Consider the following 14,458-nt stretch of genomic DNA (forward strand, 5'->3'; position numbering starts at 1 on the left):
CTATTTAATAAATGTTTCAGTGATTACTATTTCGGGTAATATATCCAATGCTTTTTCCTTATTATTTTTTATACTATCAAAAGATGATACTGCGTATTTATTAGCTAAATTCAGAATAAGTTGCTGTGCATTTCCAAATGTTATTTTTTGTTTATCTAATTGCTGACGTATCTTTTTTATATCAGTAGGTATATTTGTAAAAGTACCTTTGTCAATAAGTTTGATAAGCTGATCGCAAGCTATTTTTAGTTCTTCATTATTTAAAGTCCCTTTTATATCACGTAAGAATTTTTTAGCTTGCATTGTATTTCCATCTGCTTTATCAGTCGGAGTTACAGTTTCAATATTAGCTTGTATGGTATCATTTTCAAACTTACTTTGTGCCAAATTTACATCTTTATAATGAGATGCTGGTACCTCAAAACCTTTCTCCGAAACAGTAGCTTCAAAGCGTTCGGCTGCTTCCAAAAAGTCAATACTTTCTATTTCTTCTTTTCCATTCACTCTATAAAATTCACTTTTATAAGGTGATTTCATAAAAATGATAGAACCATTTTTTACATCATCAAATGGAGTGTTTTCGTTTTTACGAGCTGTACGGGCTTTGAAAGGAATGTTAGAAATACGTTTAAATTCCTTAGGGTTATTATCCTTAAATTCACGGATAAAGCGTAGATAGTGCAAACGTTTGTCTTCTTCTCCTTCACCTCCTTCTTTGAAAAGCTCAAATTGTTCTACTAATTCTTCTTTAGAGAATACTTGTGCATCTTCTCCAAAAGCAGAATGGAAACCTTGCAGTTTGATATAGGCTTTTTTGTATAATTTAATTTCTTCATCACCTTGTGCTGAAGGGTAAAAAATAAAGTTATACACAATCCCTGCTTCACTTCCTATTCGGTTGATACGTCCAAGTCGTTGCATTAGCTTGGTAGCATTCCAAGGGGTATCATAATTTAACAATACATTGGCACGATGCAAGTTGATACCCTCAGCAAGTACATCGGTAGTAATGAGTATTTGCAAATCATTTCTTCGCTCTTTTGTATAGTTAGCATCAAAGTTAGCTTGAATATCATCAAATATTTTACTTCTATTTTCTGAAGAAACTTTCAATATTTTGTTAGGAGCTAATTTAGTTGAAAGTTTTTCTGTTAAATAATCGGCTGTATCATTACTTTCAGTAAAAATAATTAACTGTTGTGAAGGATTCTTTTCTTTATCAAGTAAAGTACTATTTAGAATGCTAAATAACTTATCTATTTTAGGGTCATTCTTTATTTTTTGCCATTTTTCAAAAAGCGTTTTCAGTGAATTTGCATCTTTTTTTAATCCTTCTAAGAGTGCAGGATCAAAATCATCTGCCGAAAATATATTATTTCTTGCATTTTTTGCATTTTTCTGAAAGATTATTTCTTCTATTTCCTCTTCTGAAAAACCTTTTTCATATAGTGTGTTGATATTTAAGTCAGGCGCGATATAAACTCTATCATTTTCAAACATTTCAATCATCCGTAGGGTTGATCTTAATAAGCTTTCTAATGTTTTCTTAAATGCTATGAAACTACTTTCCAAACGCTTCACCATTAAAGTTTTCATAATACCCGCTAACGATTGAGATACTAATTCAGCTTTTTCATAGTATTCTTCTTGTATCTCTTTGTTCAAAAAGCGAATAGCCTGATAACGATAATAACCTATTTTATCATCATCTGTTAAGTTAAATATTGTTTCATAAAACAGCTTACCAAGAGAGGTGTCTAACTGATATTCTATGGTTTGTAAAGGTGCTATTTCAGGGAAAATAATACCCTGTTCTTTTAAATCATCTAAATACTTAGGATATTTCTTAAGGTCTTTCCGTGTTCTACGCACTGTAATTTCAGCAATTACTTTTTCACGAATTTGCTTATAGATATTCCTTACTTTTCCCATATCAGGAGTGGTAGTATTCATAATATCTTTGTATTCACGAATCAATGGAGCAAAGAAATTTTGCAAATTATTTACTTTTTCCAAAGTACTTGTACGAATATCTTGGAATAGTTGTACTTGATAATAAAGATCTTCCGGACGATTATTAAGAGGAGTTGCTGAAATAAGTATTACTTTTTTCTTATCTCCCTCTATAAGTCCTTCAGCTTTTCGTGGGGTTTTACAAATTCGTTGTAAGTAATCAAAACCTTGCGATCTATGATTGCGGTATTTATGTGCTTCATCTACTAAAATTAAATCATATTCATCTATTTCCCAATAGTTATCCAAATCTTTTTCATCTACTATTTTATTGAGACTACCATTGGTAATAAACTTAGTATTCTTATCTAACCTAAAATCTCTAAAAGTTTGCTTCCAGCTCTTTTCTACTGCTGGAGGAGTAACTACTAATATTTTAGTTTGTGCAAAACCATTAGCTATACAAAAACGTTTGGCTATCATCGAGGCTATAACTGTTTTTCCTAATCCAACCACATCAGCTAAGAAAAAACCATTGTGTTTTTGTAGCATGTCAAATCCTTGGTTTACAGCATCTATTTGATAACTTAATTTTTTGTAGGTTGAAGGTAAGTCGCCTACTGTATTAGGGTCGTAATCTATATTTTTCCCAAAATACTCTATAAGTAGTTTTATAAATATTTCAAAAGGAGTAAACGTTTGCCCAATATAAGTTTTCTTAATTAGTCTGTCTACATCAGCAGGAAGTAATACATCAGAGTCTTCCCATAGTTTATCAAACTCTTTTTTTGCAAATTCTACATCATCAAAATCTTTTAAAGCTATATTCAATTCATAGTTAGGAGCTTTTTTACTACCAATACCTGCATCAGTAAGATTAGAAGAGCCCATTACTACCCAACCATCAGTATATTCACTATGTTCTTTCGGTAAAATAATATAGAATTTAGCGTGAATAGATTGACTATTGTGTACCCTTACTTCAATGCGCTTATCTACAATATCTTGAATAAACTGCAAGATACTTTCTTCTACTTCTTTAGAGTATTGAGCTTCTTTTACATCCTCAATAAACCACTTTTCAAACTCTTCTTTAGTTTTATCCGAATTTTTAAAATAGAGAATTCCTCTTTTTTGAGCATCAGCTATAAGAGTATCTACATTGATACCTACTAATATCTTAACTTCTTCTACTTCTTTTAGCATTTCGCGCATTTTAAAGTAGCCTGAAGAACGAAAATAAGCTGAAACAGCTTTAAAAGCTGCTGGTTTCATTGCTTTAATAATCCCTTCAAACTTCTTGAATAAGGTATTTCCTTCTGTATTAGTAAAAAACTTGGAACTCATAATCAGGTTATTATATCTATATTTTGTATAAAATAAAGATGTCTTTATTTTATACAGTGCGGCAAATGTAGTGTAAAAAAGTTGAATAACCTAATGAAATAAGAATTTTTTAGGGAATTTTTGAAGAGGGGGAGTAAGCCGCACGAGCAGGGATGGGAGTGGTGGGAGGTGCGAGCCGCACGGGCAGAGATGGGAGCGGTGGGAATGGTGTGAGTAATGTGAGTAATGGGAGTGATGGGAGTGATGGGAGTGATGGGAGTAATGGGAGCGGTGGGAGCAGTGGGAGGGGTGGGAATGGTGGGAGGGGTGGGAATGGTGGGAGGTGCGAGCCGCACGGGCAGGTGGTGGGAGGAGTGTGGTTATACTGCTTTGATGGCTTTTTCAAAGGGGATGCGATGGGCGATGCTGCGACCTAAGGTTACTTCATCGGTGTATTCGAGTTCGCTGCCTACAGCTATGCCGCGTGCTATGGTGGAGATAGTGATGTGATAGGGCTCTACTTGTTTGTAGATATAGAAGTTGGTTGTATCACCTTCCATAGTGTTGCTTAGGGCGAGAATGAGTTCGGTTACTTTACCTGCTTTTACTTTTTCTATCAGTGAGGCGATGTGTAGATTGGAGGGGGCAATCCCATCAATGGGGGATATTTTGCCTCCTAAGACGTGATACTGTCCTCTGAATTGCCCTGTGTTCTCTATTGCCATTACATCGCGGAAATCCTCTACAACACAGATGATGCCTGTGTCACGAGTGGGATTGGCACATATTTCACAAAGGTCGACATCGGAGATGTTATGGCAGTTTTTGCAATACTGTATATGGGTGCGCAAAGCTACAATGGCTTGTGCTAACTGCAAGGATTGCTCTTCGGGTTGCTTGAGCAGATGTAAGGCTAAACGCAAGGCGGTGCGCTTGCCTATAGAGGGCAATTGTGCTATTTCGTATACGGCGTTTTCTAAGAGTTTAGATGAGAAATCCATTTTAGGAGATAGTAGTTAGGGGTTAGGAGATAGTTTGTGAGCAACTTTTGTGCAAGCCTCGTCAATGAGCTGATAGACGTTTTCAAAATCGGCTTCTGTACCGTAATAAGGGTCGGGGATTTCACGTTGTGCCATTCCTCCTAAAGCATCGGCTAAAAAATGTACTTTAGCGCGTTCTTTTTCGTTCTTAGCAAGACGGATCACGTTTTGGTAGTTACTTCTGTCCATTACAAAGATATAATCGAAGTGTGAGAAATCTTTGGCAGAAAATTGTCGTCCTCTAAGCATAGAGATATCTATTCCGTGTTGTTTACCAGAAGCAATAGAACGATCATCAGGGGCATCGCCGACGTGATAATTGGCAGTACCAGCTGAATCTACTTCAAAGTTATCGGAAGGGAGTTTGCTTCTCATCACACCTTCGGCTAAGGGTGAACGGCAAATATTGCCTAAGCAAACCATTAGTATTTTTGTTTTTGGCATTTTGTTTTAATTTTATTGATGATCAGATTACTGAAAAATGGAGTTTTTGGAGTATCTCGGAGAGACTTAGAGTGTCTTAGAGAGACATTGATAAATTTTTATCTGTAGAGTCCCAGTTTATCGATATATTGCCATACTTTTTCGGAGAGTAATGGACGTATATTTCGCCCTACTTTGAGTTCTTCACGTATAAAAGTGGCAGAGAGTTCAATAATAGGGGCATTTATACGGGTGATTTGTGGGTGATTGATTAAGGATTGGGGGATATCTCCCTCTGAAATACGAGGATATACATAAATAGGGTAATTAGCTAAAATATACTCGTAGTTTTTCCATTTGTGAAAGCTCTTTAGGTTGTCTTCCCCCATAATTAAGGCAAAGTTAGCTTGAGGGTGTTTTTCTTCCAAATAGGCTAAAGTGTTTACTGTATAATTGGGTTGAGGTAACTGAAATTCGATGTTTGAAGCTCTTAACTTGGGATATTCGTCTATTGCTAAATTTGTCATTTCTAACCTCAAGTGGTTGTCTAACAGCGATTGTTTTTCTTTAAATGGGTTTTGAGGAGTTACGACTAACCACAATTCGTCCATTGCACTGTGTTCTACCAGATGATTAGCAATGATGAGATGCCCTATATGGATAGGGTTGAAAGATCCAAAGAATAAGCCTATTTGTTTTTTCATCGATTGATAAATTCGGTTACTATACGTTCAGCCTCTTGTAGAGCTTGTTGCAAATCGTTATTTTTGATAATTACATCAAATTGATGAGCTGTAGCCATTTCTTGTTCGGCTTTGTTAAGGCGCATTTGTATTTTTTCTTCTGTTTCGGTTTTACGATTGCGCAAACGCTCTTCTAAGGCAACGAGGCTTGGTGGTTCTACAAAAATTGCCAAGGTTTGGTCAGGATATTTTTTTTTCAAGCGGAGACCTCCAGCAACATCAAGGTCAAATACTACATTTTTACCATTTGCCCAAAGACGTTCTACTTCAGATTTTAGGGTGCCATAGTAACAGCCAGCATATACTTCTTCCCATTCCATAAAATCATCGTGCTGTATGCGATTTTTGAACTCATCGGCTGAAAGGAAATAGTATTCTTTGCCGTGTTGTTCCACACCGCGAGGTGCGCGAGAGGTAGCCGAAATAGAAAAGGCTAAGTTAAGATTTTCAAGAGATAACAAGTGTTTTACTATGGTAGTTTTGCCACTCCCTGAGGGGGCTGAGAAAATAATTAGTTTGTTCATTTTAGGTGTCAGGTGATAGGTGTCAGGTTACAAGACGTTTAATACTTGTTCTTTAATTTTTTCGAGTTCGTCTTTCATTTGGACAACTAACTGTTGCATAGGGGCAAAGTTAGCTTTAGATCCTAAGGTATTTACCTCTCGTCCAATTTCTTGTGCGATAAAACTCAGTTTTCGTCCGTTAGACTCTTCGCTATGAAGGGTTTCTAGAAAATAGTCTAAGTGCTTTTTGAGTCGGATTTTTTCTTCGGTAATATCCAATTTTTCTAAGTAGAAAATAAGTTCTTGTTCAAAGCGATTGGCATCTACATTTTGGATATCGGCAACTGCTTTTTCAAGGCGTTCGCGTATCAAAGCTAAGCGCTCTTCGTCAAGACCTTGTACTTCTTGTAATAGGCGGTTGATATTGTTAATTCGCAATACAAAATCTTTTTCTAATACTTTACCTTCCTGAGTGCGGAAGTTTTGCAAATCGGCAATGGCAAGGTTGATATGTTGAAAAATAACAGAAAGTTCTTCTTCAGAAATACTTTCGGAAGTGGTTTGCAAGGCATCAGGCATACGCACTGCCATTTTAAGCAACTCGGTAAGGTCGCCATCCACAATCGCACGCATTTGTTCTATGTACGATTTTACGATGTTAGGATTGATTTTAGAAGGAGTTTGAGTACCTGTATTTTCTATGAAGATGCTAAAATCTACTTTTCCGCGTTGCAATTGTTCAGCAATAAGTTTGCGAAAGTCGAGTTCTTTTTCGCGATATACCTGAGGAATACGCGTGTTGATATCAATACTCTTACTATTTAAAGATTTGATTTCTATACTGATATGTTTATCGGCAAGAGATAACACGCTCTTTCCGAATCCTGTCATTGATTGTATCATACTATTTATTTTCTTTTCAGTACTTTTTGAACTGCTTTTAAAATACCCTCTTTATCTAATCCATATTTTTGCATAAGCTGAGCAGGTGTGCCGCTTTCACCAAAGGTATCATTTACGGCAACAAACTCTTGTGGAGTAGGGTAGTGTTGTGCAAGTACACGAGCTACACTTTCACCCAGACCTCCATAGTAATTATGTTCTTCACAAGTAACGATTGCTTTGGTTTTCTTTACAGAATTGAGGATGATTTCTTCGTCTAAAGGTTTGATAGTATGGATATTAATCACTTCGGCAGAGATGCCTTGTTGTTCTAAGACTTCACAAGCTAAAAGCGCTTCCCAAACTAAATGACCTGTAGCAACGATGGTAACATCAGAACCTTCGTTTAGCAAGATTCCTTTGCCTATTTCAAAAGTTTGGTCTTCGGGAGTGAAGTTAGCCACGGTAGGGCGACCGAAGCGGAGGTATACAGGGCCTACATAATCGGCAATAGCAAGGGTTGCTGCTTTAGTTTGATTGTAGTCACAAGGGTTGATAACCACCATATTAGGCAACATTTTCATCAGTCCGATATCTTCTAATATTTGGTGAGTAGCTCCATCTTCGCCTAAGGTAAGTCCGGCGTGAGAGGCGCATATTTTTACATTTTTATTAGAATAGGCAATTGATTGACGTATTTGGTCATAAACACGACCTGTAGAGAAAGCTGCGAAAGTGCCTGTAAAGGGGATTTTACCACCGATAGTAAGACCAGCAGCAATGCCCATCATATTAGCTTCAGCAATACCTATTTGGAAGAAACGGGTAGGGTTTTCTTCGATAAATTTTTCCATTTTTAGGGAGCCAATCAAGTCGGCACAAAGGGCTACTACGTTAGGGTTTTTGCGACCTAATTCGGCAAGTCCAGCGCCGAAGCCACTTCGGGTATCTTTTTTTCCTGTATCGATATATTTTTTCATTGGAAAAATGAGTGTTAATGTTATTGAGCGACAAAGGTAATGCTTTTTATTAATTTCTCCTAATAAAAAGTTTAATTTACATATAAATCGATAAGACCATCGGGGGTTTTTACGATGATTTTTTGGTTAGGGCGATCTACTTTTTCAATAAACTCATCGTTCATAGGGATGAGAATTTCTTTGCCTTCTTCATTTTCTATTTCGAATAAGGGTTGGAAAGTAGTATCGTTGATACTCACAATTTTACCTACTTTTCCATAGTTTACATCTTTGACTTCAAATCCTATTACTTCGTGGTAATAGAACTTATTACCCGAAAGTTTAGGAAGAGCCGCTAAGGGCAAGTAGATTTTGTGTTTTAGCAAAGCATCGGCATCGGCTTCACTATTAACTTCTTCAAATTTTACACGGAGTAAATCGGATTTGTGCAAAGAGCTTTTTTCAACAAAAAAAGGAACCAGATTATTGCCTAAAGCAATAAAAACTGATTCCAATTCTTCGTACATTTCGGGGTCGTCAGAATCTAATTTGATGAGCACTTCCCCTTTAAAGCTAAACTTTGACACAATTGTTCCTACATAAAAACAATCTTTAATGGTCATATTATGAGTCTATGCTTCAGTTTCGTTGTTTTCCTCGGCAGGAGCTTCAGCTTCAGCTTGTTCAGCGGTAGCTTCGGCAGCAGCCTCAGCAGCTTTAGCAGCAGCGTCGTTTTTACGTTTTTCGTTAGCTTCTTTTTCAGCACTTAACGCTTTAGCTTTAGCATCTGCTTTTTCTTTAGCTAATTTTTGTTCTTTAGAAGATACTTTGTTAGCTTTTTCGTCTAACCAAGCTTTGAATTTAGCTTCAGCTTGTTCTTCGGTAAGGGCACCTTTGGCAACACCGCCTAACAAGTGATATTTAAGCAATACACCTTTGTAAGAAAGGATACGGCGAGCTGTATCACTTGGTTGAGCACCGTTTTTCAACCATTTCACTGCTGCATCTACATCGATTTCGATTTGAGCAGGGTTAGAAACTGGGTTGTAAGTTCCTAATTTTTCAAGGAATTTACCATCTCTTTTTGCACGTGAGTTGGCGGCTACAATCCAATAGAAAGGTTTGCCTTTTTTACCGTGACGTTGTAATCTGATTTTTACTGGCATAAAAAAATTTAATTAGTGAGGTTCACGACCTCGGTTATTAATTCGGGCGCAAAGATACAATCTTTTTTGATATGTACAAAACTAAATTGTAAGATTTTTACCAAGTGTAAGTTATACCACCTACAAAATTGCGTCCGACACCAGGGATAAAGTTTGTTTTATCGACAATGGTGGGGGTAGGTCGCAAGACTCTGTTGCCTACTTTTGCAGGAGGAGGAGTTACTTGGTCTTGAATTAAATAGCTGGATGCATAAACTGTATCGGCTAAATTATTACCTTGGAAGAAGAACGTCCAGTTTCCTTTTTTAAATCCTATTTTAGCGCCTAACAGTTGATAGGCATCTTGGTAATAAGTATTTTTATGGTCGGTAGGGGTATCTTCAGGGAGTGCTTCAACATTGAACTCGGCAAAGAATCCAGAAGGGTGTTTATAGTCTAAAGCGCCATAGATGTAATGTTTAGGGATACCTGCTATTTGGTTACCTTTTAGAGCGCCTCCATCAAAGAAGAAATCGCTGTAATTGTAGTTTACAAAAAGGGTAAAGGCATCACCTCTACTTGAAAATACACGTTTGGCAAAGGTAGATTGCAATGACGCCTCAACTCCTCGGTGGACGGTGGTATAAGGAGCGTTTACAGTAATACCATTGATGCCAATTTCGCCATCGGTGAGGGTAAAAATCTCATCTTTTACCCAAGAGTGATAGGCACTTACATTCCACACGAAAGCATCACCAATATTTCCTTTAGTTCCAATCTCAGCGGTTTGTGCTTTTTGAGCTTTCAATTCAAAGGCTGCAATATTTTTAGCACTGGAATTGGCATTGCTACTATTAGGGAAAATTACTTGTGTACCACTCATTGCAGCACCTCCTGTTAAGCGAATGATTTCAAGGAAGGTAGGGGGCTCATAACTGAAGCTATAATTACCATATACTTGGGCATTATCACTGAACTTATAAATCACACCTGCTTTGGGATTGACAGCGTTGTACGTATACTCATTATCAAGTTTTTTTACAGGAGAAGGGCTTTGAACACGGCGTAAATTTTGACCAGCAAAGAAAGATATAGGTCGGCTACTACCCTCAAATTTATCTTCTACCTTTCGGGTGTCGTAACTACCTTGTACAGCTACATTCACAAGAAATTTATCGGTGATTTTGTATACATCGGAAATGTATGCTACGGCGTGGTTTGACAAGAGGTCTTGTTTGGCAAATAATGCACCGAAACTTCCTCTTTCATTGATATTTCGCAATTGATGCATTTTGCCTTGGCTGAGTTGTACCCCTATTGACAAATCGTTTTTACGGGTATTGTAGTCATAAGTAAGGCGCAAACCATAATCGTTGTTGTAATCGTGACGTATATTGGTGGCTATGGGATATACAAAGGCATCGTCAGCATATTGGTAATACAAAGTAGCAGTGAGCAAACTATGGTTGTTAAATTTATAAGCCAACTTACTACCAAAACGTGCAATTTTGCTTGCTCTATTAGGTTTATCGCGTTGTACATTAGGTCCGAAAGCATAAGGAACTGTGAGTTTAGGAGCTCCGTTTATTTGTTTGCTATCACTTTCGTATTGTTGTTTGGTAAGAGGACCTGGAATATCGAAATACAAATCGGTAAATGAGGCATATAGGCGAGTTTCAAACTTATTGGTAAACTGTCTGCCAATATTGAGCAATGCGTTGAAGCGTTTGGAAGAGTTGTAGGTGCGGTATCCATCGCTTTTGCTATAGGAGGTAGAAATAAAGCCATCGTTTTTGCCAGAAGAAAATCCTGAAGAAAGACTACTGTTGAAGTAATTGAAACTACCCGCTTCCATTTTTACACTAAGAGGAGAGGCGTTATAGCCATTTTTGGTCACGAAGTTCATAGCACCTCCTAAGGTAGCTCCGCCATATTCCATAGCATTAGCTCCGCGGTATACTTCTACTAAATTAGAAGCTTGAGGTTCTAAAACACCTATAATGTACGATCCATCAGCGAAATTAATAGGAATACCATCTTGATATAGGGCAACCCCACGCGATTGTGGATTGCTTTGTATTCCTGAACCTCTGATATTGAGGCGAGGCTGGTCGTTACCACCGAAAAACTCTTGAATAACTACCCCTGGTTGACGCACAAGAGCATCTTTGAGGGTTTGAGAACGCTTTTCGGACAAATCCTTTAAGTTGGCTATATTGGTACCCCCAGGAACTTTATCTAATTTTTTTCGCGATAAACTCTCGGAGTTAGCAATCAAGCTAGGGTTATCACTCACTACTACTTCTTCCAAAGCAATAGCCTCCTTTGGGAGTGTAAAATCTACGTAAGTGACGCGGTTTTCGTTGTTTTGAAGCGTAACAACGATCGTTTGTTTTTCAAACCCTTCTTTGATAATTTCTAAGGTTACCTCTTTGCCATTAGGTGTAAAGCTGAGTGTATACAGACCATTAGCATCGGTTTGAGTGGCAATGTTAGGGTTCGTCTGCAATTGGATAGACACCCCAGCTACAGGGAACTTGTTTTCATCTAAAATAGTTCCTTTGATTTTGTGATGTTGTCCAAATAGTAGGGGACTTATCACGAGCATTACAAATAATATGATGTGTTTGAACATAAAATATAGTTATTAATTTAGAATGATGCAAAATTAGTAATTATATTTTACGTAGCAAATAAAATTTCGATAAAATTATCTTATTTTCTGTACGAGCTCCAATTCGTCCAAAGAAACAGAGGTAGTAAACGCCCCGTAATTTACTATGGCTTTGCCTTTTTCAATCTTATCGATACTTCCCACGCTCCGGCTGTCTTTTATGCGCACACGGTCGCCTACTGAAAGGGCGCGTTGTAGCTTTTCCTTTTCGGCGCGTTCTTGGGCAATGCGCTCTTTCTTCTCTTCTTTGCGTTGCTGGCGGATAGCCTCCATTTGCTTATGAACTTCTTCGGTAGTAGTTTTTTTCTCCTCTTTTTGCTTGGTGCGTTCCTCTTTGCTTATTTGTTTGCGCTTGGCATTTTCCATTTCAATGAGTTTGAGAAATTCGGATACCAAAGGGCGACGTTTACCATCGTAGAAATAACGTTCGGCTATCTGGTCTACCTTACTACCTAAGGTAATCATACGTTGGCTTTGGTCATAGAGCTCTTGATAATTTATGAGCTTGCTTTTTACTTTATCATTGAGTTCCTCCAAGCGTTTGGCTTCTTCGCGGGCTTTGGTTTCCTCATCTTTCAGGGTTTCGGCAGTTTTTTCCATTTTGGAGCGTTCTTTCTGCAATTTGGCGATAGTGGCATCAAAACGCACTTTTCCTTTCTCTATTTTTTTCTTAGCCCGATTGATAAGGCTAAACGGAATGCCGTTTTTCTGCGCTACTTCAAAAGTGAAAGAACTTCCCGCTTCGCCTATTATCAGCTTATAGATGGGCTCTAAGGTTTTATCGTTGAAAAGCATATTGGCATTGCTGGCGTGGGGCAATTCATCTGCCAGCATTTTTAAATTGGTGTAATGGGTGGTAATCACCCCAAAAGCCTTTCGGTGGTAGAACTCTTCTAAGAATATTTCAGCCAAAGCACCTCCTAATTCGGGGTCGCTACCTGTCCCGAACTCATCTATCAAAAACAAGGTGCGGTGGTTACACTTTTTGAGGAAGTAATTCATATTTTTGAGTCGGTAGCTGTATGTGCTAAGGTGGTTTTCAATAGATTGGTTATCGCCGATATCGGTAAGAATGCGTTCAAACAAACACATTTTAGAACGATGATGCACCGGAACGAGCATTCCACTTTGTAACATTAATTGTAATAAGCCAATGGTTTTAAGCGTAATACTCTTTCCGCCCGCATTAGGTCCCGAGATGACGATAATACGATTTTCATCATTCAGTTCTATGGTTTGAGGGAAGGTAGTAACACCTTTTTTGGCATTACTAAGGTATAGTAAAGGGTGGTATGCTTCACGGAGGAATAGTTCGCGCTCCTGAGTGATTTCTGGCAAAAGTGCATTCATTTGGTGAGCGTACTTAGCTTTGGCGCAAATAATATCAACGGCTGTGATGTATCGCTGATAGTCTTTCAGCAGGTCGGCAAACTGACTGATGAAGGCGGTAAGTTCTCTTAATATACGCTGGATTTCCTCTTTTTCGTCATAAAGCAGATTGGAGAGTTCGCGAGAGTAGATTTCGGTTTGTTGCGGTTCTATATACACTATGCTACCCGTTTTTGAGCTCCCCCATACGGTGCCTTGTACTTTTCGGCGGTACATTGCTTTCACTGCCAATACGCGGCGGTTTTCTACTACAGTTTCGCGGATATCATCGAGATAGTCGGCAGTGTTATACTCGGCGAGAGCACGATTGAAACTTTCGTTGAGTTTTCCTTTCAAGGCGCTCAGCTCGCGACGTATATTACCAAGCGTAGGAGAGGCTTCGTTTTTTATCTCGCCGTACTTGTCCAGCACTTTATCGATAGCGTTCAGCAGTTCGGTAGTATACTCGATACTATCAGCGGTTTCGAAAAGGGTAGGGTATAGCGTTTTGAACTTCTTAAAGAAGAGAATTTGGGTGTTTACAACCTCGCTGATACGATGAATCTTCCTAATACTCGACACTTCTAACAAGGCGTTTTCAATAGATAGAAGTTTAATTTCGGAAGTGATAGATTCGCAATAGTGTGAAGGGATTGTGTTGTTATTATCAAAAGACGATAGGTATTCATTGGTTTGATTCAGTGCCAATAACAGGCTCTCCTGATTGTCGAAAGGCTTGATACGTAAGGCGTATTTCTTGCCGAGTTCAGTAAGGCAAAGGTCAGACAAATGAGAGAGTACAATGGGGAACTCTAAGTCTTCAAGTGTTTTTGTATTCATTTAGTTTTTAGGAAATATCTTTTTGTGATATAAAATCATCAGCCCCACTGCTATACATATTGCAGAGTCAGCCACATTGAACACGGGCTCGAAGAAACGAAAGCGTTCGCCTCCCCAAATGGGTACCCAGCTGGGAAGTGTAGTATCGATAATAGGGAAGTAGAACATATCCACCACTTTGCCGTGCAAGAGGGTTCCGTAAGGATTTTCGGCAAATAGGGTAGCAATGTTACCATAACTATGGTCGAAAATTATGCCGTAAAACACCGAATCGATGATATTGCCCAGTGCTCCTGCCAATATCAAAGAAATACAAATGATAAGTATCTTAGGTTGTTGCTTTCTCACTGCCGATACCAGCCAATAACCGATACCTATTACCGCTACAATGCGAAAAAGGGTAAGAATGAGTTTGCCGTATTCGCCGGGGATTTTAGTACCCCAAGCTGCACCTTCGTTTTCTACAAAGTAGATTTGAAACCAACTGAAAACGGTTACGGCTTCGTTGAGGATAAAGTGTGTTTTGATGTATATTTTGCTCCATTGGTCGATGATAAGTACCAACAGAATAATAAGGAATGCGTGTTTTAATTTCATATTTT

The 14,458-nt window shown here is 38.2% G+C and carries 12 protein-coding genes; all 12 read right to left on the reverse strand.

From position 1 onward, the window contains the following. Positions 1–3,300 carry a helicase-related protein gene (locus CBG49_RS08475; RefSeq protein WP_088594158.1) on the reverse strand — a complete coding sequence of 1,100 codons (3,300 nt, stop codon included), beginning with the start codon at positions 3,298–3,300 and terminating at the stop codon, positions 1–3. Between the two features lie 359 nt (positions 3,301–3,659). Continuing rightward, a complete protein-coding gene (recR, locus tag CBG49_RS08485) occupies positions 3,660–4,280 on the reverse strand; it encodes a recombination mediator RecR (RefSeq protein WP_088594160.1) in 621 nt (206 codons plus the stop codon). Positions 4,281–4,295: 15 nt separating this feature from the next. Beyond that, positions 4,296–4,763 carry a low molecular weight protein-tyrosine-phosphatase gene (locus CBG49_RS08490; protein WP_088594161.1) on the reverse strand — a complete coding sequence of 156 codons (468 nt, stop codon included), beginning with the start codon at positions 4,761–4,763 and terminating at the stop codon, positions 4,296–4,298. Between the two features lie 98 nt (positions 4,764–4,861). Then, on the reverse strand, positions 4,862–5,446 hold the full coding sequence (nadD, locus tag CBG49_RS08495; protein WP_088594162.1) for a nicotinate (nicotinamide) nucleotide adenylyltransferase: 585 nt from the start codon (positions 5,444–5,446) through the stop codon (positions 4,862–4,864). Further along, positions 5,443–6,009 (reverse strand): guanylate kinase, encoded by a 567-nt coding sequence (gene gmk / locus CBG49_RS08500; RefSeq protein ID WP_088594163.1) that lies wholly within the window; start codon positions 6,007–6,009, stop codon positions 5,443–5,445. Before gmk ends, nadD begins: the two co-directional genes overlap by 4 nt. Before the next feature lie 27 nt (positions 6,010–6,036). After that, positions 6,037–6,891: a YicC/YloC family endoribonuclease gene (locus CBG49_RS08505; RefSeq protein ID WP_009413655.1), complete on the reverse strand. Its 855-nt coding sequence runs from the start codon at positions 6,889–6,891 to the stop codon at positions 6,037–6,039. Positions 6,892–6,896: 5 nt separating this feature from the next. Beyond that, complete coding sequence (locus CBG49_RS08510; RefSeq protein WP_088594164.1) at positions 6,897–7,850, reverse strand: transketolase family protein; 954 nt, start codon at positions 7,848–7,850, stop codon at positions 6,897–6,899. A 71-nt stretch (positions 7,851–7,921) separates the two neighbouring features. Then, positions 7,922–8,452: a ribosome maturation factor RimM gene (gene rimM / locus CBG49_RS08515; protein ID WP_088594165.1), complete on the reverse strand. Its 531-nt coding sequence runs from the start codon at positions 8,450–8,452 to the stop codon at positions 7,922–7,924. 9 nt (positions 8,453–8,461) lie between these two features. Beyond that, positions 8,462–8,995, reverse strand: coding sequence for a 30S ribosomal protein S16 (locus CBG49_RS08520; protein ID WP_002678283.1), 534 nt, complete (start codon positions 8,993–8,995; stop codon positions 8,462–8,464). Between the two features lie 97 nt (positions 8,996–9,092). Beyond that, entirely contained in the window at positions 9,093–11,609 is a 2,517-nt protein-coding gene (locus CBG49_RS08525) for a TonB-dependent receptor (RefSeq protein ID WP_088594166.1), read from the reverse strand. Positions 11,610–11,684: 75 nt separating this feature from the next. Beyond that, complete coding sequence (locus tag CBG49_RS08530; RefSeq protein ID WP_088594167.1) at positions 11,685–13,856, reverse strand: endonuclease MutS2; 2,172 nt, start codon at positions 13,854–13,856, stop codon at positions 11,685–11,687. Further along, positions 13,857–14,453, reverse strand: a complete 597-nt coding sequence (locus CBG49_RS08535; protein WP_009411097.1) for a lipoprotein signal peptidase — start codon at positions 14,451–14,453, stop codon at positions 13,857–13,859. Positions 14,454–14,458: the final 5 nt, after the last annotated feature.

The sequence above is a fragment of the Capnocytophaga endodontalis genome (genome assembly GCF_002209445.1).
Taxonomy (GTDB): Bacteria; Bacteroidota; Bacteroidia; order Flavobacteriales; family Flavobacteriaceae; genus Capnocytophaga; species Capnocytophaga periodontitidis.